Below are 19,670 nucleotides of genomic sequence, written 5' to 3' on the forward strand. Positions count from 1 at the left end.
TCCGGTAAGGGAATCCTCAACCAGAACGGTACCGGCAAGCATGCCAACAGGCGTCATGATGGTGATCATGGCACCTCCTTAACGCCGGCAAGTACAACCTTAATTCCGGATATTAAATATCCGACTATTTTATTCTGCACTGGTACATATTGAATTTCAGAGTAGATCCGGGCATAGCCAGTTTTCAGTATGCGCGACTGTTCAAGGAGGTACTCATTCTCAGCTCGTAGGTTTTTCAGGTAGCCAATGCATTCTTCATCGTTTTAAGCTCGCCTCGCCGCCTCAAACTGTTGCATGACAACCTGTCTTACTTCATCCACGAATTTCAGCCGGGTCAGTGAATCACTGAGATGCATGGCCGCGACCACATTTGCGGTATGAACAAGCTTCCGGGCTTTCAGATTTATCATCATATCAGCCCACTGATGTCGACTTTATCTTGGAAAAATCGCGATATCCATTAAATATTCCTTATCTTTCTTCAGGGCTAGAGTCCATTAACCGGCCTTTCTCAATTTTTTGCAGTTTTTCAACCTTTTCTACCTGTTCTGGTAGCTGATGAGCCTATAAGACTATGAAAAAATCAAAATGATTTCGCATCTGCAAAGCAGTGTGTGTATCAAAAGCCTGGTATGCTTTGGACGCCTCCTGCCGGAGACGTCCTTTTTTGGAGCGTGCATATGGCGGATGAAAAATCCCGGATATTATGTAATCATGAATATCGAAAACATCTGAACAGTTTTCACTTACAACGAATTTGACACATTTGAGGACACTTCTTCCCCTGGGCGGTGTCCTTTTTTTTACTCTTTCAAAGCAAACAGCAGCATGTCCCGGTTAAATTCGATTCCGGTATCATCGTCTTGGTCGAAGATACGCACTACCTGCGACACTATTTCTGATACACGGTCATTAAGGCTCAAAAAATAGTCTGCCAGCCAGAACATCAAATACACGGCACATCATATAGCTGGTTTGTATCCTGAATGAGAAATGAAATAAGGTTCATAAATCAGTACGATATATTTTGACTTAACACAAACTGTCTCTAAACTTCCGGTATAATAACAGCAAGTATGCTTACGGCAGGGAGTGATGTCACCCTGCCGTTTTTTTTAAAAAGTGTCCGTGGCCGATTGAACGTGCAGGAGCTGCTTATACTCGCCGGCAGACACATTAGCTCCGCAGGACCAGTCCTGTGATAATTAGGTCAGGTTCTAACATCGGGGCAGGTATTTATCTCGGGTAACATGATCAGAGCTGCCACGCTACCACAAGGATGTCCTTATAGTGAAGATCGCTTACCTGAGAGCTATCAAGGCTATGGCGGGGGAAAGTTTAGGCACATCAATTCCGACACGATAACTGCTAAGCTTGTTTTTCCAGTACAGCATTGCTGCATAATAGTTACAACATACGACAGCTTACAAAAAGGTCTTTCCGGCCCTTCGGGCCGGGCGGCGGCGCTTTTCAGGGGAGAGGTGTGCAGTGTTGTTACCGCTGTGCACGGGGGACGATAAATAGTGAAGAGGGGCTGTTTGTTTCAGAATGGCGCAGGGGTATCAGGTGTTGAGATATTAACTCTTAACGTATGTTGTAACTAATAATTGCCTTTTTATCATGGTGTCCGGTCCTCTCTTACTAGTGCTGGAGCCGAACTAAGGATCAGGAGAGAGTCGAAAAAACGGGGCAGCCGACTTGCGCCCTGCCCCTTCTGAACCATTACTCGCCAAATCGGGCCAGCAACTCGTTTGCGGCCAGCTGGCCAAGTGCATTCGCCGCGAAGGGGCTGTCACCCGTCAGTACGTTACGATCTTTGTGTACAGTTCCCTTGATGTCGCTATTGACAATGTTCATCCCCATTTTCTGCAGGGCCTCACCGAAGTACCAGGTCAGATGCCCCGGCATATATCCCATCGCAGGGGTTTCTTTGTCGGCACTGTCAGGGAAGGCGCACACCGAATAACCACTCAGCGGATTATCTCCATGGCGCAAGGACAGAAAAGCGGCAGGGCCATGACACAGTGAAATGAGGACACGATCTGCCTGCATGGCCCAGCGTAGGGTGTCCGCCACGTCCTGGCTCCCGGGCAACCCTATCAAGGCGCCATGCCCGCCCGGAATGAAGACCGCGGCATACTCATTGTCTTTCGTCAGCCGGCTGACAACATCAGATAGTTTTTGCGGGATCCTGAATTTCGACTGCGTCTCCCGAAAGAAAGGCATAATACGTTCATCTTCACGGGGCATCGCCCAGTACTCGAATTTTGCCATCTGCCCCGATAGGGTGGCCACGTCAAAATCGAACCCAGCGGCCCGCAAATGATATAAGGGCAAAAGGGTCTCAACGGGATGGTTTCCCGTAGAAAATAGTGCCCCGGTATCGGTTGGCAGATAGCGTTCATCCGCTGCAATCACGAGTATCTTTTGGCTGCCAGTATACCGCTTCAGATAATCTGCCCCGCTGAGGTCGGAGACAGGGCTGGTAAACTGACTGAGCGAATACGAGGAGGGAAAAAAGGCATTCTCTTCAGCAGGATCAATTTGTGGCTGTTTACGGGCATCGTCAGTCATGGTTCATCCTCATCCGGAAAAATGAAAGCAACCTGCCTTAGATATAAGGACATTCCTGTTGTCCGCAGGCGCCTGAGACTGCTAAGCGTAGCAGTCCTGGCAGTACTGATAAGGGTAAATAATCCGCATTCTGCAACCTGTCACCCCAGCGTGTCACATTCTGTCCGGATTCCGGGCAGACGGTTTAACGTAAGCTTACTTCATCTCGGAAGGAGAAATTCGCCCCGGCTATTAACACCTGAAATACGTATGACAGCCATCAATACGAAAGGCAGCACATTCCCCTATGCGATGAAGCAGGGTATATGGCCATCGCGAGGTCGAACTCGCATGCTAAAGAGGTTGCTGATACAGAATAGCTCGTAATTCTGTGCACTACCGAACGTTTTACTGCTTACCGCATCTTCAGCGTGCCAGCGAAGAAGAATGCCAGACTAACTGAGGTTTCCTGACCCGACGATAATGCCGTCAACTTTAAATATTATGTTTATCTTTTATTTTTACGCGCCAACGCCGGTAACATTCTTACAAGCGTATTGTCGCGCACAACGTAGTGATGGAATAACGCTGCAAGCGCATGAAGGCCAATAAGAAAATATCCTGCATTGGCGATCAGTTCATGCCATTCCTTCAGACTGTGCTGAGTATTTTTGTTGGCTACCGTGGCTACTGGTAGTGTTATTCCGAAGAATGACCACGTCACCTGCCCATAATAAAGGGAGGCGAGACCAAGAGACGGGAGGACGAGAAACATCAGGTACAGCAACCCGTGCGTGATTTTTGACGCTACCTTCTGCCAGCGGGGCGGAGGAGGCAGAATATCGGGATCCTGATGGGTGATTTTTAAAATGACTCTGCCTGCCATAAGCAGCAGGACAGTTACCCCTGCCGTGTAGTGTACGGCAGCCATCGTCGCGCGTGCCGTGCTGCCTTTTGGAGCAAAACCTTTTAACTCCATTGCAGCGTATGCCACCACTATGGCTAAAAAAACCAACCAGTGGAAAATTATCTGACTTCTGGAAAATGCACTTTTCATTACGAGCACCCACGTGGATGTTTTTATCTTTTTTAAAGATTATTCCTTAAGAATACCTTAATAAAGAATCCCCCATCAAAAATCACGAAAAAATAAATCGCTCTTAAGGTTTCCATAATATTTATGCCTCACATTGATAAGACTCTAATAAGAGGTCTCACCATGCGAATCATGTCACCTTACACACTTAAATGGCTTCACGGCGAAGACGAACATAATGAAATTTCTGCGTTAATTCGTGAAAATTATCATCGGGTTTATCACGCCTCGATCTCCCGTTGCATGCCTTGGCTTATCGGCCTTTACGATGTAAATGGTGAACTTAAGGCTGCCAGCGGGGTACAGGTTGCCTCTCAGGGCCCACTCTATCTCGAAAAGTATCTTGAGGATTCCATCGAGACGATTCTATCGTCACGTATCTCACAGCCCATTCCTCGCGCCACCATTGTTGAAATCGGCAATTTTGCGGCGTGTGACGGTGCCAGCGCTCGCATAATGTTTGCGGCCCTGTGTCAGGTCCTGACCGAATACAATTTTTCATGGATTGTTTTTACCGGCACGAAAAAAATCCGTAATACCTTCCATCGCCTGAATTTGCATCCAGTCGCCCTGATGCCTGCAGATCCCGCTCGCCTAGGAAAAGCAGCCCATGAGTGGGGTAAATATTACCAGTACGATCCGCAGATTATGGCCGGTGAATTAGCAGGCGGTCACACAGTACTGACCCAGGGCAGTCTGTTGATGACGTTGGTCAGTTCGCTGCCGGAGGCCCCCTGGCTTAATCTATCGGGAGAACATCATGTTTCTTAATGCGCTGAAGCAGCAGGCGCTTCGATATCCGGATAAAACGGCGCTGAAGGGCGAGAACAGAACGTGGAGCTGGGGGCAATATTTTGAGGCCGTCACGCATGCCGCCACGCAACTCAGCTCACTGGGTATCAGCAGGCTGGCGCTTGAACTCGATAATGGCCCAGAATGGGCGATTATCGATCTCGCCTGCCTGTCCGCAGGGATCGTGATTGTGCCTGTCCCGCCTTTTTTCTCAGAAACGCAAAAAGAATGGGTGCGTGCTTCCGCTTCAGTTGATGCCCAGATCGGCGGGGAAACGATGTCCGGATGGCGCAGACACGCCTTTCCTTTTGGTCGACTGCAGATAAGGCCATTACCTGCCCCATCCCCCTTGCCAGTGGGCACGGCCAAGATCACCTATACCTCCGGTACAACGGGCGAACCCAAGGGTGTCTGCCTGAGCCTGAATGGGATGTTCTGGAGCGCACAGACACTGGCTGACGCGCTGGCTCCGATCGCCCTCAAAAGGCACCTGGTCAGCCTGCCGCTCAGTATTCTGCTTGAGAATTTGTGCGGTATCTATATTCCCTTACTGTTGGGTGCAGAGACAGTAATACTACCGACCGCGCGGACAGGCTTTGAAGGGTCCAGTCAGTTCAATCCCCAATGCTTTTTACAGGCATTAACGGCATGGGCACCGGAAACCCTTGTTCTGGTACCTGAAATTTTACGCCTGCTGGTTCATCTGCATCAGACGGTTCCAGAGAGCACGCGTTCCTTGCGTTTTGTCGCGGTGGGGGGCGGGAAAGTGCCGACGCCAGTAATGGAGCTTGCAACACAGTCGGGCTTGCCCGTTTTTGAAGGGTATGGGTTGTCAGAGTGTGGTTCCGTTGTCGCGCTGAATCTGCCCGGCGCGGTAAAAAGGAACCGTGTCGGCAGACCTCTGCCCGGCATCCACGTGACCGTCGCTCGCTCAGGGCAGCTGAGCGTAATCAGCCCTGCCAATGCCCTGGGGTATTTAGGGGAGGAGCCAGCGGGGCCGGGAGTGGACACAGGCGACCTGGCAACAATTGATGAAGACGGGTTTATCCACATAACCGGACGACAGAAAAACGTTCAGATTAACGCATATGGCCGTAATTTTTCCCCGGAATGGCCTGAAGCAGAAGCGATGGCATGTCCCGCCGTACGCCGCGTGGTGATTTTTGGTGACGGTTTGAGACACAACATTGCGCTGGTCGATGCTTTTGATGGTCAGCAGGAGCTGGCGCGTCAACAGCTCATGCAGATATCCGCACGCCTGCCTGACTATGCCCGGTTCCATCGTTTACTGTTTACCAGTGAAATATCCTCTCCCGCGATGGTCACGGCTAACGGCCGCCCTAAACGAAACGCCATCTGGCAGTCCCTGAAACACACCATTCTCGCATACAGTGAGGAGGAAGACCTATGAGCTTTTATCAGGAATTACAAAACCAGACCTCAGCCGAACGTCAACGCTTACTTGCCTCTCCGGCCATTGCGCGCTGTAAGGCGGGCGATATCTCGCGGGATATGTACATCGCCTTTTTGACGCAGGCGTATTATCACGTCAGCCATACCGTTCCTCTGTTGATGTGTGCCGGCAGCCGGCTTCCTGCATCGCATGAAGCCGTACGCGGCGCAATTGCAGAATACATTGATGAAGAATACGGGCATCAGGAGTGGATACTCAATGATATCCGCGCCTGCGGGGGGAATGCGGAGGCCGTCAGAAACGGCGTACCGGGACTGCCCATCGAAATGATGATCGCTTATCTCTACTACCGTATCGAGCGGGTCAATCCGATGAGTATCTTTGGCATGGTGCTCGTTCTGGAAGGAACCAGCGTATCCATCGCCTCAACCGTTGCAGCGCAGCTGGAGAAGACGCTGACCCTGCCGGAACAGGCGACAACCTACCTCCGTTCTCATGGCGAACTGGATCAGGGGCATCTGCAATTCTTTGCCTCTCTGATGGATTCAGTCACCGACAAGAGCGATCAGGACGCAATCATCCATACAGCGCGTCGCATTTATCATCTCTATGGTCAGATGCTCGATCAGCTGGGAGAAAGCACTCATGAACCTGCTTAACAAAACTATTCTGCTTACTGGCGCCAGTGGGGGAATCGGTCAGGCGCTGGCAAGAGAGCTGGCCCAGAGAGGCGCGAGGTTGTATCTCGTCGGACGCAATGAAAAGGCAATGTCTCTGCTGCAGAATACCCTTCCGCATCCGGATAGGCACAATACCGTACTGATGCAGAGCTATTCCGACGACGAAATTTCGGCGCTGGCCGACCGGCTTTCACAGAATGGCGGACTGGATATTCTGATCAACAATGCAGGAAGTAGCCGTTTTGCCCTGTTTGAACAGCAATCCTTTGACGACATCCGCGAACAGATCCGCACCAATATCGAAATCCCGGCCCTGCTGACTCGGGCCTTACTGGAAATAATGAATGCGCCAGGTATCGTACTGAATATTGGTTCAATTTTTGGGGAAATTGGTCATCCAGCGTGGAGCGTCTATAGCGCGACCAAGGCTGCGACACACCGTTTTTCCGAAGCCCTTGACCGGGAGTTACAGGGAAGCGGTATTACCGTTCTTTATGCTGCGCCGCGTGCAACGGAAACTTCACTAAACAACATTCATGTTAATGCCCTGAACAAAAAACTGGGAAACAACACTGACTCGCCGGTGCAGGTGGCAACCCGGCTGGTGCGGCTGCTTGAAACGGAACAGAAACGGTATCGTTTTGGCGTAATGGAGCGTCTGTTCGTCAAAATTAATGCCTGGTTTCCCAACGTCGTCGACGGCGCGTTAGGAAAAAAACTGCCTGTCATTCAGGAGTTCGCCCGTAAATCCCTGAAAGGAGAAAACAAATGAGAACCCTGAATGTACTGCTGATTATGACTGTTTTTCCGACTGCCGCCTTCGCGGAAACGTCATTAGAGAACTTACAACACGACTGGTCTGTGTGCCAATACCAAACGCTGGAAGCCAAAAAAGAAAACTGCTTTAGTTCACTTAGTCAGAAAGCCCATCAAGCAAGCCAGTTAAAAAACAACACTAACGCCCCTCTTTTGATTTGGAGCGCAATAATTGATAGTAGCTGGGCTGGCGCCAAAGGTGGTCTGGGTGCTCTGAGTCTGGTTAAAGAAGCCCGTAATAACCTGGAGAAAGCGATTGAAATTGATCCCAACGCTCTTCAAGGTTCAGCCTGGACAAGCCTGGGTGCTCTTTATTACCAGGTCCCCGGTTGGCCAATCGGTTTTGGGGATAAAGACAAAGCTGAGGAGATGTTGAAAAAAGCGCTGGCCATCAACCCTGAGGGTATCGACCCTAACTATTTCTATGGTGATTATCTTTTAAAAGAGAAAAAAACAGATCAAGCCAGGCTCTATCTAACAAAAGCGCTAAAAGCACCACCTCGTCCGGGGCGCGAAATCGCTGACAATGGTCGCCGCCATGACATTGAGAGAGACCTGGCAAGCATTCCATAGAAACAACATCGATAAATCTTATACCGTTCAGCCTTCAAGGGCTGGACGGTAGATGCTTCTAAGTTCAGTCGGACAGCTTTGCGAAGTACCCCGCAGATTTTTTTAAGATGTCCCGTTCATCAGCAACCCGCTTCAGCTCTTTCTGAAGACGGCGGATCTCGGCCTGAGCATCTGACTGTTCTTTATTAGTGAAAGAAAACGGAGCGTACTTCTTTCTCAAGGCATAAAGGCTGTGGGTGATGATATCGAGGCTTATTGTAACGTTGGAAACAGAATAACTACGATCAACAACCTGTTTGACTGCTTAAACTTCAAACTCTTTGGGATAACGATGAGCGCTTTTTTTTTAGTGTCTGTTAAACCTGTGGAGATTCACGGACCACACCATTTAATGAAGGCATCATTGATAATGTCGAGACAGTCATGCTAAAAAAATGTATAAATTTTGTTTTTCATCGACGATAAACAAGGGATGTTAATGATTGAGATTGAGGAAATAAAAATAAAGTATCCCGGCGAAGATGCCTGGCAAATGGGTGACAGCCCGGAACTCGCTAGTGAGCTTGCGGACCTGATCAAAAAAGGGATTAAAACTGCCTCTTGCGGATCTTTTGCCTCTTTCCAGCAGGAGGAGTCTGCCCCGAAAATTGGGAGTTATAACATTATTCTTGATGGCCAGAATGTTCCTGTCTGCGTTACCAGACTGGTTTCAATGCGGTTGGTACGTTTTTGTGATGTGACTGAGGCGTTCGCCCGCAAGGAAGGTGAAGGCGATTTAAGCCTTGAATACTGGCAGAAAGAGCATAAGAGATTTTTCACCCGCGAAGGTCATTTTTCTGAAGATATGGAATTGATCGCAGAAGAGTTTGAATTGGTTGAGATAGTGTAAGACAAGGTAAACGGACTAACGTTGTATCCCCCTTACGCCACCCTTGAAAAATTGGGTGTAACTTCCCCTGAAGCGCTTCGTCTTAGGCTCGAAAATATTGCTGATAATGAACGCTTGCCCTTCAAAGAGGCATTCCTAAGTGATTAAGATGCTGAGCTTGAGTCGCCCAGGATTGCAGCGAAGAATCTCCGTGGTATGTCTGATTGTTACAAGATTAAGCTCTCAGCTTCAGACTATCGTCTTGTATATCAGGTCATAGACGAGAAAGTTGTCGCCTTCGTGATTTCTTTTGGAAAAAAAAGAACGCTCAGAAGTATATAGCGAAGCGATCAAACAAATTCTCAGAAACAAAGCATGGCGTCTCTGTTTCGCTGTGAAGGAACACTTATGCTTTGCGTTGACACTCTGATAAGGGTAAATAATCCGCTTTCTGCAACATTTCTCCCGTACTCCGCCAGATAAGAGGCCCATTCAAAAAAAGTACAGGAAAATACTACCTCTCCATTTGACGACATTAAAAGGCACCATAAATTATGGTGCCAATGGATCTTTAAATAACAAAGTTATCAGTCATCTGCTTCAGAGACCTGGATTGTTCACTGAGCGACTGAGATGCGGCAGCAGACTGCTCAACGAGCGCAGCATTTCCCTGCGTCACACCGTCCATTTGTGTAACAGCGGTACTGATTTGCATAATCCCCTGCATTTGCTCTACTGAGGCCATAGAAAGACTATCCATTGACTGTGCCAGTGAAGCAACATTGGTTGCAGCACGTAAAATTGTCTCTGCTGTCTTAGAGGCTACAGAAACGCCATTATCGACATTATCGACTGCGTTCTCAATTAAGGAGCCGATTTCTTTTGATGCACTAGCGCTTCTCTGCGCAAGATTTCTCACTTCTGTGGCGACAACAGCGAAACCTCTCCCATGCTCACCAGCGCGTGCAGCTTCTACCGCAGCGTTCAATGCAAGTATATTTGTCTGGAAAGCAATCCCTTCAATGACACTCGTAATTTCCTTAATTTTAAGTGCATTTGCCGATATTTTTTGCATCGTTTCGCTCATTTCACCAACAGCAGACTCCCCTTCCCGGGCCAGCTCTTCTGTCTTTCTGGCGGACATAGCCGTATGTTCAGCAATTTCTGTATTGTTGCGAACGGTCATTGTTAACTGCTCCATACTGGCAGCTGTCTGTTGCAAAGCAGCGGCCTGTTCCTCAGTACGGGAAGATAACTCCATATTGCCCTGCTCGATTTCCCCGGCCGCAAGATCGACTGAAGAAGCAGTGATTTTGATTTCAGTGACGAGCGATTTTAATCTCTGTTGCATGTTATCAAGAGCCATGAGCAGCTTGCCTGTTTCGTCCATTCGGTCGATTGTAATAACCGATGTAAGATCACCCGACGCGATGGTATCAGCCGTATTCACTGCATGCTTTAATGGATTGAGAATACTGCGTGATAACAAGGTACCCGCAAGAAGCGCGGTGACAGCGGCTGCGAGCAAGCCAATAACAATCATCATTCGCGTTTTAAAACGCTCATCAGCAAGGCGTGCCTGCCGCTCTGACATGATGCTATATTCATCACGCAGCGCTTCATTAATAACGTCACGGATACGATCCATTTGAGCTTTGCCGGAGTTGTGTTCAAGTCCAGAGATGAATGAATCCATATTGAGCGACCCTTTTGTAACTTCGTTCCTGTTCTGGATTAACGGAAGGGCAAATGAATTTTTCCATTCATCTTCAAGCTGAGAAATTTTTAAAAATTTATTTTGTTGTGATTGATTATCACTTGTGAGTGTTAAGAGCTCACTTACTCCGCGTCTAAACGCCTCATCCCCCTCAGAAAATGGCTGAAGAATATCCTGTTTACCCGTGAGTGCGAATCCACGGATGCCTGTTTCCATATTAATGAGGTTCTCTGTAACTGTGCGCAGATTATCAACAACTTTATAGCTGTGGACATTAAGTTTGCTAACAGCCGTTACCCTGTCGAAGCTCATGTAGAGCAATCCGCAGACAACTGTCATCAATACAACTATCACGCCAAATGCCATGGTAAGCCGGGTGCTGATATTGAGATTTTTGAACATTATTCTTCCTTAATGATTAGCATATGTTCATCTTCAAGAGATGAATGTAATAACGGCTTAATTTTTGTGGTTAATAAGAAAATGCAAATATTTTCCCACAGCAATGCTAATCGGCAGGTGAACCAATTTCTTTAGTGTTTAAGTAAATTAAAAAAACATCAATTACAGTGTGGCTATAGATATTTAGCCCAACCCACAAAAATCAGATACAAACACTAAATGCAATTAGATTGTAATATTTTTGAACACCTTTATCTTTTTAGGATTACTCTAGTGTCATTATCTCATTAACTTGTGTTCTCAACAGAACCTTTTTAGGCTTAAGTAACGATCATTTACCCTTTTTAAAGGTGCAGCTCGATGAAAATCACATTTATATTTAAAATATATTTTTTATAACTTTTTTAACTTGCAATTATTTTAAATTCGCCATACTAAATAAAAGCCATTACTCATTTCAAAATATGTCAAAACGAATCAAAATGCAACATTCCTTCAGCCTTGCCTGAGTAAGTACACAGTGCAGACCCTTTAATTGTCTGTAAGAAATCCTCATCTACCATCAGCCTCCATCCCATTAAACTTAGCTTCAAGGTTTACATGCTGCAGCCTTACGGCAGATACACTCCCAGATCACTTATGGAAAGGCCTTGTTTGTTCGGTAAATAAGTATCACTCAAATAATGTAACAGCTATTAATGTACTCCACTTCCACGCCAGACATCACTGATGGTTTCCACAGCCTCTTACCTGTACAGCCTCTTAGTATTTATTCACAAGCATCCGAAAGTGATGCTCTCGTTCGACGTTCTCGTGCAAGTGTGCTTCACCACAATGGTTCTGGCTTTTTATGCCTCAATACCCTACGTTGCAGGGAAGCATGGCCCGTCTTCCAGTAGCAGTGCGCCCCGTAATCCTGGGGCTTCTCCACAACTAATAAGGTTTTAACTGAATTTTAGCACCCAACAAATTATGAGCCGTCTTAGTATCCAGTTCTGAAGTTCTCCGGATTAATTTCAATACAACAGCTATCACCTTCAGACGGTTATTGCACCTCTACATTAATCATTAAAAAATTACACCCTCCGTTATAAACTAAATTATTTAACAAGGAAACCTAATAAAAAGTCCATCCTTGAAAATATCTTAGCTGAAACGATTTTTTTATATTTTAACCCCACCCCAACAAAACACACAATTATATCAATCAGTTAACTTATGGTTTCAGATTATTCTTGCGACAAGGGTGATTTTTCTCAAATATAATAGAATTTTTTATTTCAGAATAATAAAAAACCATAACCAATTGACTTTAAAGATAAAGATTTATAGAAGCGGTGTATGTAACCCTACAGACAAATGATCTATTTACTCTGGCTTACACGATCTTTCACACCAAAAGCATGATCTTAGACAAAACAATTGACTGAAAGCATTGCTTCATAAGAGAACTTTCAACCATGTAAAATGGAATCCACAACAGTATACTGGCGATATTTTGGCTATTTACAGAGAGTGTGACACCGTACTAGCATATCCCTGACAACCTCATGCTCTTTTAAAAGTTAATAGCAGCAACTAGCCGTAACCCAGGGCTTGAGGAGACGACATTTTCAGGGGCGAGTGAGATCGCGCTGCGCCAGTTGACGGTAAGAAACTCTATTTTGTACCTGTAGCTTTATCTAACATCTTTTTTAAAGCATTAACAGCATCAAGCGCTTCTTTTAAAGGTTTAAAATATGGATTGAAATCAGGATTGTTTTTGTTCCTGTGTATCAACAGGATTTGCTCTGCAAAATCATCATCCACCGTATAAAAATAGGCTTCTGGATAGTTCAGCGCCTTAGCAATCTGCACCACAAATTCAAAAGGCGGTGAGTGTCGACCTGATTCGTAATTTGAAATCTGCGATTTATCACTGACAGCTTCCACGTTAGTTAACTGCAGGAATTTCTCCTGAGACAAACCAGCTCTATGTCGTGCTGCTCTTAAACGTTTGGGAACCATCATCTTAACCTGTGATTTGCTTCCGGCAATCATATGGATATCGCGCGCCCGTGTCGGTAAAATAATATTAACTAAATATAATTTGTTTAGATTATTTCAACAACGGATGTATGATACCCGCACGCAACACACGCGTTAGCTCTCTAGAACCTGACAGCAGATCAGCCGTGACCCGCGTCTAGAGGAGATTAATGGTGTGCCCGCATCTTCTGAGCCTTCCTCTGCATCGTTAAGCCGTCTGATCCAAGCCTTCCTTGTGCTCCCGAATTCCGACGGATTACTTATGCAATGGAGAAGTAGATATGACTATGCAAAAGGTTCGTATAAAAGCCCTGAAAAATAATAAATTTGCGATAATGGCCGGTGACAAGCGCCTAAGTTGTCGCAGAGATCGCATTTCATCAGCCATCAACTCGAGCTGGACCACAAAAGAGCTACCAGAGCACACGAGAGAATTGCTGATTGAGCGCGCGTGTCTGAGAATGGAGATTGCTATTATTACTCAAAAAGAACAGGGGAAGAAAAACTCTAAATCCTCGGTTCTGATTGCGAAAAAGCTAAAACGAATTGATTTAATTACTCAACAACTTAATGACCGGGAAAAACATGTTGAATGAAGACGAAAATATAGAACATACGCATATTGTATATTCAGTTAAAAACATAGACAAACCAACCTTAACTAAAATCGGAGTGGCTCTTATTGACACCCAAGGGAAGTATATTCTTGATATCAATAAAGACTATGCAAATGGTGATATTTTACTCTATAGAAAGAACAATGCATCTACGACTTAGAAACTGAACACAAGGTCAATTCTTTCTTAGGTCGAAGGTAACGAAGCTATCTATAACATCGAAACTAAAAAGCTCCATGGTGAAATGAAAATTTGCTGAAGGATTACTATGTTAACCACTGCCGCGCTGTTCCAGCTCGCCATGCAGTGTGCCCCCGCCGTTCACCCCGATACCATTCACGACATTACCCGTACCGAATCTGGCTTAAATCCGTATGCCATTGCTGAAATTGTTCCGGTAAAGGGCGGCAGGAGCCGCGTTATTTCTCATCTGCCAACGTCGAAAGACGAGGCGTTAAAAATTGTGGAGGACATTAAGCAGAAGAAACACCGTTATTCGGTGGGACTGATGCAGATAACCAGCACTAATTTCCCGCAGTTCGGCGTCAGCGCCGAATCCATGTTAAATCCGTGCGACAACATGAGTGTTGCCGCGAAAATCATCACCGACTGTTATCAACGAGGAGGCACCTTACAGCGCGCCCTGAGCTGCTATTACTCCGGCAACTTTGAAACCGGTCAGCGCCCGGAAAGCGCGTTCGGCAACACAAGCTACGTACAGCGTATTGGCTACGTTGTGCCCTCAACGCGGGCAGAACGGCAGGCAATCTCTCCAGCATCCGAGAAAGCGCCCGCCGTCCCGTCCGACAACACCGTTTACCCGGACAGCGTCATACGTGGCGTTATACCGGCACTCGACACAACACTGACCAGCGTACCCGCTTATCCGCCAAACGTCGTGCGCGGCGGCCTCGCTGTGTCTTCTGATTAAGGAAAAATCATGACTTTTCGTACCATCAAAAACGCCGCAACCCGCCTGATGGCCTCTCTCCTCGCCCTGCCTACCGTTCCTGCACTGGCGGCCAGCGCCGACCAGGCATTTCAGAAGGGCAGCGACGCCATTAACTGGGTATTCATCGGCCTCACCAGTATGTCGGTCGTCACCATTAGCTGTGCGGTGGCCTTTATCGCCTACAAGATGCTGGTTGACGGAAAGGCCTGGCACGATCTCCAGCGCGTTTTCTGGGCGGGCGTCCTGCTCGCCGGGGCGTCCGGGTTCGGTGCCTACTTCTCGGCCTAAGGAGGCAGCATGACCATCCTCAACAAGGCGCTGACCCGACCGGCGGCGCTGTGGGGGGTCCCGCTTGTCCCCCTGCTGTTCACCCTGTGCATCCTTACCCTGGCGGCCGTCTGGTCACGCTTTTACTGGCTTCTCCTGCTGCTCATTCCTGCCTTTATCGAGCTGAGACGCCTGGCAAAAGAGGACATTCATTTCTTTGACCTGAAGTTGCTGGCGTTTAAAACGCGCGGCAACCGCGCGGCAACCCGGCATTTCGGGACAAAGGCGCTTGTCGCAAACCAGTACGACGCCATTGACGTTACGGAGTTTATAAAACATATGCGGCTCAACGAGAGTATCCCGCTGTCCCGCTATCTCCCCTGGTCTTCCCACCTGCACGAGCAGGTGGTGAAGAACAAAAAAGGTGACTTTGTCAGCACCTGGGAGATCGGCGGCACCATTTTTGAATGCGAGGACGAGCATTACCTCGCCACCCTGGACATGCAGCTCAACAACGTTATCCGCTCCTTTGAGGGGCTGCCCTTTACCTTTTATACCCACCTAGTGAGCGACGAATTTACCGACTCGCTTGAGTGTCAGTCCGGGATTGCGTTTTCAGACGAGATAGCGCGCCTGTTCTACGCCTCGCGGAAGGACAAACCGTTCTACCGCCGCCGCCTCTTCTTCACCGCCTGCTTCAATCCGCACACCGGCATCGAGCGGGCAGCCATGAAGCAGAAGTCTCTGGGCGAACGCAAAACCCTCCTCGACAACGCACTGCAGGTGATGCTGGAGTACCAGGAATCGATCGGCACGGCGCTGTCGCGCTACTCGGCGCGGCCGCTCGGCACGTATGAGGAGAACGGCAGGGTGTTCTCCTCTCAGCTCGCCTTTTACAACTACCTTATCACCGGCAGGTGGCAGAAAGTCCGGGTCACGCGCACCCCGTTCTATGACGTGCTCGGCGGCACAGACATCTTCCCCTCCACCGACATTGGCCAGGTCAGCCACATCGACGGCCAGAGTTACTTTCGCGGGCTGGAAATCAAGGATTACGGAACTGAAACCGTCACCGGGCTGTATGACTCGCTCCTGTATGCCCGCTGCCGGTACGTGCTGACGCAGTCCTATACCTGCATGGGCAAAGATGAAGCGCGCGGCTGCATCCGCACGATCGAGAAGCGTCTGAAGTCAGCCGAGGACGATGCGGTGTCCCAGCAGGAAGATCTGAAGGTTGCCCGCGACATGCTTCAGTCCGGCATTATCTCGTTCGGCAGGTATCACCAGACGCTGATTATCCGCGCCCCGACCAGCGAGGAGGTTATCCAGGACACCAACACCCTGGCTGATACGCTGAAGGATTTGGGGTTCATCATGACCCTGTCCCGCGAGTCGCTGACGGCAGCCTACCTCGCGCAGCTGCCGGGCGTGTATGACATGCGCCCGCGCCTGGTGCCGGTGAGCAGCCTCAACTACGCCGAAATGGTGTCGTTTCACAACTTCCACCCGCACAAGCGGGACGGGAATGCCTGGGGAGAGGCGATTGCCGTGGTGCCGACCCCGTCCGGGGGCTGTCAGTACGTCAGTCTTCACAACAGCCAGGCAGACGTGGACGAGTTAGGCGAGAAGCCGCCGGGCAACTGTATGCTGCTCGGCAGCACCGGGACGGGTAAATCGACCCTGCTGATGATGTTTCAGCACCTGATGCAGAAATACCGGCGTCCTGAGTCGTTTGCGCCGGGGGCGACGAAAAAGCGCTTCACCTCAGTGGTCTTTGATAAAGACCGTTCGGCGGAAATGTCGATACGCCTCCAGGGTGGCTCGTACTTCCGTTTCCGTTCAGGCGAGAAAACCGGCCTTAACCCCTTTGCGCTCGCCCCGACGAAGCGTAACCGCAACTTCCTAAAGAAGCTGATGCGTATGATTTGCACGCGCGACGGCAAACCGCTCGACCCGCGTGACGAGGAGCGTCTTAGCGAGGCGGTAGATACCATCATGCTGGACTACCCGCCGGAGCTGCGCCGCAACGGTATCACCCGCATTCTGGAAGTGCTGCACGAAGCCCCGACGAAGGACGCGCGGATAAACGGGCTGCGCATCCGTCTCCAGCAGTGGGCGCAGGGCGGAGAGTTTGGCTGGGTCTTTGATAACGACGTGGATACCTTTGATATCGACAATATTGATAATTTCGGCATCGACGGCACGGAGTTCTTGGACGACAAGGACGTGCGCAGTCCGCTCACCTTCTATCTGCTTTACCGCGTGACCAGCCTGCTCGACGGTCGGCGTCTGGTCATTTTCATGGATGAATTCTGGAAATGGCTTCAGGACCCGGAGTTCTCAAAATTCGCCCTCGACATGCTGAAGGTTATCCGAAAGCTCAACGGCATTTTTTTCCCGGCCACGCAGTCGCCGGAGGAGATGTGCAAGCACGAGATCTCGGCGGCCATCATCGAACAGTGCAGCACACGGATCTTTATGGCGAACCAGCAGGCTAAGGAAAGCGACTACGTGGACATGCTGCGGGTGCCGAAACCGGTCTTCGATATTGTCACCACGCTCGACCCCTATGCCCGCCAGATGGTGATCATGAAATCTCCGCTGCGGCGCGGTGACGTGCGCCCGTATATCGCGCAAATCACCCTCGACCTGTCCGGGCTGGGGCGCTACACGAAGCTGCTCAGTGCCAGTGCGGATAACCTGAAAATTTTCGACGAAATCTGGCTGGAGGGAATGCAGCCGGAGGACTGGAAAGACGAAATGCTGAGGCGTGCCGTTTAATCACAAGAGGATAACACCATGAAGCTGAAAACCACCCTGGCGGCGCTGAGCGTCGCCTTATGTCTCTTTCACACCCCGGCTCAGGCCGGTATTCCCGTGTTCGATGAAGTTGCCAACGCTAACGATATGAAGCAGTGGGCTGAGAAGCTCCAGCAGTGGCAGCACACCGTCGAACATTACCAGGCGCAGATGAACGCTTATAAAGAACAGCTGGCGGCGGCCACCGGCATTCGGGACGTGCAGGCATTCCTGAACCAGGCGAAGAATCTGACAACTGACATTAAAAATCTGAAAAACAGGGGGATTTCGTTAAACGACCTGTTGACGAACTCCGGCGGGTCGTATGCTGGAGAACTGAACAGGTTGTATGACAAATACAAGCTGTTCGACAGCTGCCCTGAGAACGCCAGCGAGGCGTACCGGGACAGCTGCAAGCAGATGCTCCTGAATCAGGCGGTGTCCGTCGAGGACACCTCGGATATTCAGGAAAAAATTGACGACACGCTGCGCGATATTACCGATCTCGCCGGTCGCATTGAGAATGCGAAGGACAGCAAGGAATCGCAGGATCTGGCGAACGTGGTGGCCGCGCGAAGCATCCAGCTGAACGCGCTGACCTCACAGTGGGAAATGTCCGTCAAACAAAGCGAAATGCGCAACCAGCTGCTTGCCGAACAGCGCCGCAAGGCGCAGGCCGAGCAGATGCGCACCGCTCCTATCGCAGACCTTAACTGACAGGTGACCCCATGAAACTGAAGACACTGACCTTTATTGTACTGGCCTCCGTGGCCGCGCTGACCGGCTGCGAGGATAAAACCTCCGTGGAGTGGTATACGGCACATCATGACGACATGCTCAAGAAATATGAGGAGTGCCTGAACAATAACACCTGGCAAGCCGAAGATTGCGCGCACGCAAATACGGCATACAAAATTGAGCGAGATAAGCCGGATGTTATTGTGGAACATAATGAAATTATCAAACGCTATAACAATAAATGACGTTACCAAAAAGTAATGCTCATTTTCGACATGGGGACGCACTATGAGCGGAATTTTTGTCGGACTAAACAGCCACATCATGGAGGGGTTTGACAGCGTACTGAACGGCGTGGCCGCCACGACGGGGGGATGGATGGCGCATCTGTTCTCCGTCGCGGTGCTCTCGCTGTACATCACGTGGCGCGCCTACCAGACGATGGCAGGCAAGCTTGTCCGCCCCTTCGAGGAGATCGTCTGGGACGTGAGCCGGATGCTCATCATCATGATTTTCGTCACCAACGCCGGAGGCTATCTCGATCTGGTTTCGGATGCCATCACCGGCCTGCGGGACGGCTTCAGCGGCGATGCATCCATATGGACGCGGCTGGATACGGTCTGGGATAAATCTCAGAAACTTGGAGAAAAGCTTTATACATACGATACATCGACTTACGTTCCCCTAAAAGGCGTATTGGCGCAGTTCCTAATCTGGGCAGGCGTAGCGTTACTGGTTGGCATCACTGCCATCATCAACCTGATCGCCGAACTGGTGATGCTGTTGATGCTGGCAACCGCGCCGATCTTTATCTATTGCCTGATGTGGTCATGGTTCCGGGATATGTTCAGCAACTGGCTCAGAATTATTCTGGGCTGCATCCTTACCTCCCTGTTCAGTGGCATCGCCCTGACGGTAGTGATGAATTATCTGGACTACATTCTGGCGGGCGCCACAAACGCATCGGAGGCCAACTACCTGACCCTGGCCGTTCAGGTCTTCCTCGGCACGGCGGGTGCGGCTGCCGTGATGGTGCTGACCTGGAAACTCGCCGAGGCGCTCGCAGGGGCATCCGCGCAGGGTGCCGCGCAGGCACTCGCCGCATCGGGAATAGGATCAGGTCAGAAAATCGTCTCCAACACAGCGGGTAGCGTGGGAGATAAAGCCTCACAGAACCTGAACAGCACCGGCAGCGCAACGGCCTCCACCGCCTCCCGCACCTCCGGCGATGCGCGCAGCCGCAGCCGCGCCGCCGTTCAGAGGATGCAGGAACGCTATCAACGATAACCCCGCATGACTGAATCCGGCGGGACGCCGCAACGGCGTCCTGCGGCTTCGTCACGTCTTTCATAACAGGA

General features: G+C 49.6%; 18 protein-coding genes and 3 pseudogenes. 16 read left to right on the forward strand and 5 right to left on the reverse strand.

Annotated elements, in window-relative coordinates; translation table 11 throughout:
• Positions 1-1,722: 1,722 nt before the first annotated feature.
• Positions 1,723-2,574 (reverse strand): glyoxalase III HchA, encoded by an 852-nt coding sequence (gene hchA / locus N037_RS07685; RefSeq protein ID WP_032640063.1) that lies wholly within the window; start codon positions 2,572-2,574, stop codon positions 1,723-1,725.
• Positions 2,575-3,061: 487 nt separating this feature from the next.
• Positions 3,062-3,610 carry a cytochrome b561 gene (gene cybB / locus N037_RS07690; protein ID WP_032640141.1) on the reverse strand — a complete coding sequence of 183 codons (549 nt, stop codon included), beginning with the start codon at positions 3,608-3,610 and terminating at the stop codon, positions 3,062-3,064.
• Between the two features lie 162 nt (positions 3,611-3,772).
• Here cybB and N037_RS07695 point away from each other — a divergent pair, with 162 nt between their 5' ends.
• Genes N037_RS07695 through N037_RS07715 form a run of 5 tightly spaced genes read left to right on the forward strand, consistent with a single transcriptional unit; the run spans position 3,773 to position 7,924 of the window.
• Entirely contained in the window at positions 3,773-4,420 is a 648-nt protein-coding gene (locus N037_RS07695) for a thermostable hemolysin (protein ID WP_032640143.1), read from the forward strand.
• Complete coding sequence (locus N037_RS07700; RefSeq protein WP_032640065.1) at positions 4,410-5,852, forward strand: AMP-binding protein; 1,443 nt, start codon at positions 4,410-4,412, stop codon at positions 5,850-5,852. The genes N037_RS07695 and N037_RS07700 overlap by 11 nt, the downstream gene beginning before the upstream one ends.
• Positions 5,849-6,514: a TenA family transcriptional regulator gene (locus tag N037_RS07705; protein WP_032640067.1), complete on the forward strand. Its 666-nt coding sequence runs from the start codon at positions 5,849-5,851 to the stop codon at positions 6,512-6,514. The genes N037_RS07700 and N037_RS07705 overlap by 4 nt, the downstream gene beginning before the upstream one ends.
• Positions 6,501-7,307: an SDR family oxidoreductase gene (locus N037_RS07710; RefSeq protein ID WP_032640069.1), complete on the forward strand. Its 807-nt coding sequence runs from the start codon at positions 6,501-6,503 to the stop codon at positions 7,305-7,307. The genes N037_RS07705 and N037_RS07710 overlap by 14 nt, the downstream gene beginning before the upstream one ends.
• Positions 7,304-7,924 (forward strand): tetratricopeptide repeat protein, encoded by a 621-nt coding sequence (locus tag N037_RS07715; protein WP_156369716.1) that lies wholly within the window; start codon positions 7,304-7,306, stop codon positions 7,922-7,924. Before N037_RS07710 ends, N037_RS07715 begins: the two co-directional genes overlap by 4 nt.
• Before the next feature lie 57 nt (positions 7,925-7,981).
• Here the strand turns inward: N037_RS07715 and N037_RS23630 are convergent.
• Positions 7,982-8,264 (reverse strand): annotated as a pseudogene (locus N037_RS23630) (transposase); the annotation flags it as partial.
• Between the two features lie 138 nt (positions 8,265-8,402).
• On the opposite strand from N037_RS23630, the gene N037_RS07720 reads away from it, so the two are divergent.
• The 3 genes and pseudogenes from N037_RS07720 to N037_RS23645 all read left to right on the forward strand — a co-directional run.
• Positions 8,403-8,813, forward strand: coding sequence for an ASCH domain-containing protein (locus N037_RS07720; RefSeq protein ID WP_032640072.1), 411 nt, complete (start codon positions 8,403-8,405; stop codon positions 8,811-8,813).
• A gap of 21 nt (positions 8,814-8,834) precedes the next feature.
• Positions 8,835-8,957, forward strand: a pseudogene (locus N037_RS23640) (type II toxin-antitoxin system RelB/DinJ family antitoxin); the annotation flags it as partial.
• Between the two features lie 12 nt (positions 8,958-8,969).
• Positions 8,970-9,156, forward strand: a pseudogene (locus tag N037_RS23645) (type II toxin-antitoxin system RelE family toxin); the annotation flags it as partial.
• Positions 9,157-9,363: 207 nt separating this feature from the next.
• Here the strand turns inward: N037_RS23645 and N037_RS07725 are convergent.
• Both N037_RS07725 and N037_RS07730 read right to left on the reverse strand, forming a co-directional pair.
• On the reverse strand, positions 9,364-10,911 hold the full coding sequence (locus N037_RS07725; protein WP_032640074.1) for a methyl-accepting chemotaxis protein: 1,548 nt from the start codon (positions 10,909-10,911) through the stop codon (positions 9,364-9,366).
• Positions 10,912-12,570: 1,659 nt separating this feature from the next.
• Positions 12,571-12,921, reverse strand: a complete 351-nt coding sequence (locus N037_RS07730; protein ID WP_231686678.1) for a helix-turn-helix domain-containing protein — start codon at positions 12,919-12,921, stop codon at positions 12,571-12,573.
• Positions 12,922-13,220: 299 nt separating this feature from the next.
• On the opposite strand from N037_RS07730, the gene N037_RS07735 reads away from it, so the two are divergent.
• The 8 genes from N037_RS07735 (at position 13,221) to N037_RS07770 (ending at position 19,599) form a co-directional block, all read left to right on the forward strand.
• Positions 13,221-13,535, forward strand: coding sequence for a hypothetical protein (locus tag N037_RS07735; RefSeq protein ID WP_032640076.1), 315 nt, complete (start codon positions 13,221-13,223; stop codon positions 13,533-13,535).
• Entirely contained in the window at positions 13,525-13,716 is a 192-nt protein-coding gene (locus N037_RS07740) for a hypothetical protein (protein ID WP_032640077.1), read from the forward strand. The genes N037_RS07735 and N037_RS07740 overlap by 11 nt, the downstream gene beginning before the upstream one ends.
• A 108-nt stretch (positions 13,717-13,824) precedes the next feature.
• Positions 13,825-14,487 carry a lytic transglycosylase domain-containing protein gene (locus N037_RS07745; RefSeq protein ID WP_032640079.1) on the forward strand — a complete coding sequence of 221 codons (663 nt, stop codon included), beginning with the start codon at positions 13,825-13,827 and terminating at the stop codon, positions 14,485-14,487.
• A 9-nt stretch (positions 14,488-14,496) separates the two neighbouring features.
• Positions 14,497-14,796, forward strand: a complete 300-nt coding sequence (locus tag N037_RS07750; RefSeq protein WP_032640082.1) for a TrbC/VirB2 family protein — start codon at positions 14,497-14,499, stop codon at positions 14,794-14,796.
• A 9-nt stretch (positions 14,797-14,805) separates the two neighbouring features.
• Positions 14,806-17,556: a VirB3 family type IV secretion system protein gene (locus N037_RS07755; protein ID WP_032640085.1), complete on the forward strand. Its 2,751-nt coding sequence runs from the start codon at positions 14,806-14,808 to the stop codon at positions 17,554-17,556.
• 18 nt (positions 17,557-17,574) lie between these two features.
• A complete protein-coding gene (locus N037_RS07760) occupies positions 17,575-18,291 on the forward strand; it encodes a type IV secretion system protein (protein WP_032640087.1) in 717 nt (238 codons plus the stop codon).
• Between the two features lie 11 nt (positions 18,292-18,302).
• Positions 18,303-18,557, forward strand: coding sequence for an EexN family lipoprotein (locus N037_RS07765; protein ID WP_050511225.1), 255 nt, complete (start codon positions 18,303-18,305; stop codon positions 18,555-18,557).
• A 43-nt stretch (positions 18,558-18,600) separates the two neighbouring features.
• Positions 18,601-19,599: a type IV secretion system protein gene (locus N037_RS07770; RefSeq protein WP_032640089.1), complete on the forward strand. Its 999-nt coding sequence runs from the start codon at positions 18,601-18,603 to the stop codon at positions 19,597-19,599.
• Positions 19,600-19,670 lie beyond the last annotated feature (71 nt).

The sequence above is a fragment of the Enterobacter sp. EGD-HP1 genome, assembly GCF_000733275.2.
Taxonomy (GTDB): domain Bacteria; phylum Pseudomonadota; class Gammaproteobacteria; order Enterobacterales; family Enterobacteriaceae; genus Enterobacter.

Excerpts from the sequence above, each read along its gene's own strand:
- hchA (WP_032640063.1), bottom strand. The coding sequence starts at position 2,574 with ATGACTGACGATGCCCGTAAACAGCCACAAATTGATCCTGCTGAAGAG.
- cybB (WP_032640141.1), bottom strand. The coding sequence starts at position 3,610 with ATGAAAAGTGCATTTTCCAGAAGTCAGATAATTTTCCACTGGTTGGTT.
- N037_RS07695 (WP_032640143.1), top strand. The coding sequence starts at position 3,773 with ATGCGAATCATGTCACCTTACACACTTAAATGGCTTCACGGCGAAGAC.
- N037_RS07700 (WP_032640065.1), top strand. The coding sequence starts at position 4,410 with ATGTTTCTTAATGCGCTGAAGCAGCAGGCGCTTCGATATCCGGATAAA.
- N037_RS07705 (WP_032640067.1), top strand. The coding sequence starts at position 5,849 with ATGAGCTTTTATCAGGAATTACAAAACCAGACCTCAGCCGAACGTCAA.
- N037_RS07710 (WP_032640069.1), top strand. The coding sequence starts at position 6,501 with ATGAACCTGCTTAACAAAACTATTCTGCTTACTGGCGCCAGTGGGGGA.
- N037_RS07715 (WP_156369716.1), top strand. The coding sequence starts at position 7,304 with ATGAGAACCCTGAATGTACTGCTGATTATGACTGTTTTTCCGACTGCC.
- N037_RS07720 (WP_032640072.1), top strand. The coding sequence starts at position 8,403 with ATGATTGAGATTGAGGAAATAAAAATAAAGTATCCCGGCGAAGATGCC.
- N037_RS07725 (WP_032640074.1), bottom strand. The coding sequence starts at position 10,911 with ATGTTCAAAAATCTCAATATCAGCACCCGGCTTACCATGGCATTTGGC.
- N037_RS07730 (WP_231686678.1), bottom strand. The coding sequence starts at position 12,921 with ATGATGGTTCCCAAACGTTTAAGAGCAGCACGACATAGAGCTGGTTTG.
- N037_RS07735 (WP_032640076.1), top strand. The coding sequence starts at position 13,221 with ATGACTATGCAAAAGGTTCGTATAAAAGCCCTGAAAAATAATAAATTT.
- N037_RS07740 (WP_032640077.1), top strand. The coding sequence starts at position 13,525 with ATGTTGAATGAAGACGAAAATATAGAACATACGCATATTGTATATTCA.
- N037_RS07745 (WP_032640079.1), top strand. The coding sequence starts at position 13,825 with ATGTTAACCACTGCCGCGCTGTTCCAGCTCGCCATGCAGTGTGCCCCC.
- N037_RS07750 (WP_032640082.1), top strand. The coding sequence starts at position 14,497 with ATGACTTTTCGTACCATCAAAAACGCCGCAACCCGCCTGATGGCCTCT.
- N037_RS07755 (WP_032640085.1), top strand. The coding sequence starts at position 14,806 with ATGACCATCCTCAACAAGGCGCTGACCCGACCGGCGGCGCTGTGGGGG.
- N037_RS07760 (WP_032640087.1), top strand. The coding sequence starts at position 17,575 with ATGAAGCTGAAAACCACCCTGGCGGCGCTGAGCGTCGCCTTATGTCTC.
- N037_RS07765 (WP_050511225.1), top strand. The coding sequence starts at position 18,303 with ATGAAACTGAAGACACTGACCTTTATTGTACTGGCCTCCGTGGCCGCG.
- N037_RS07770 (WP_032640089.1), top strand. The coding sequence starts at position 18,601 with ATGAGCGGAATTTTTGTCGGACTAAACAGCCACATCATGGAGGGGTTT.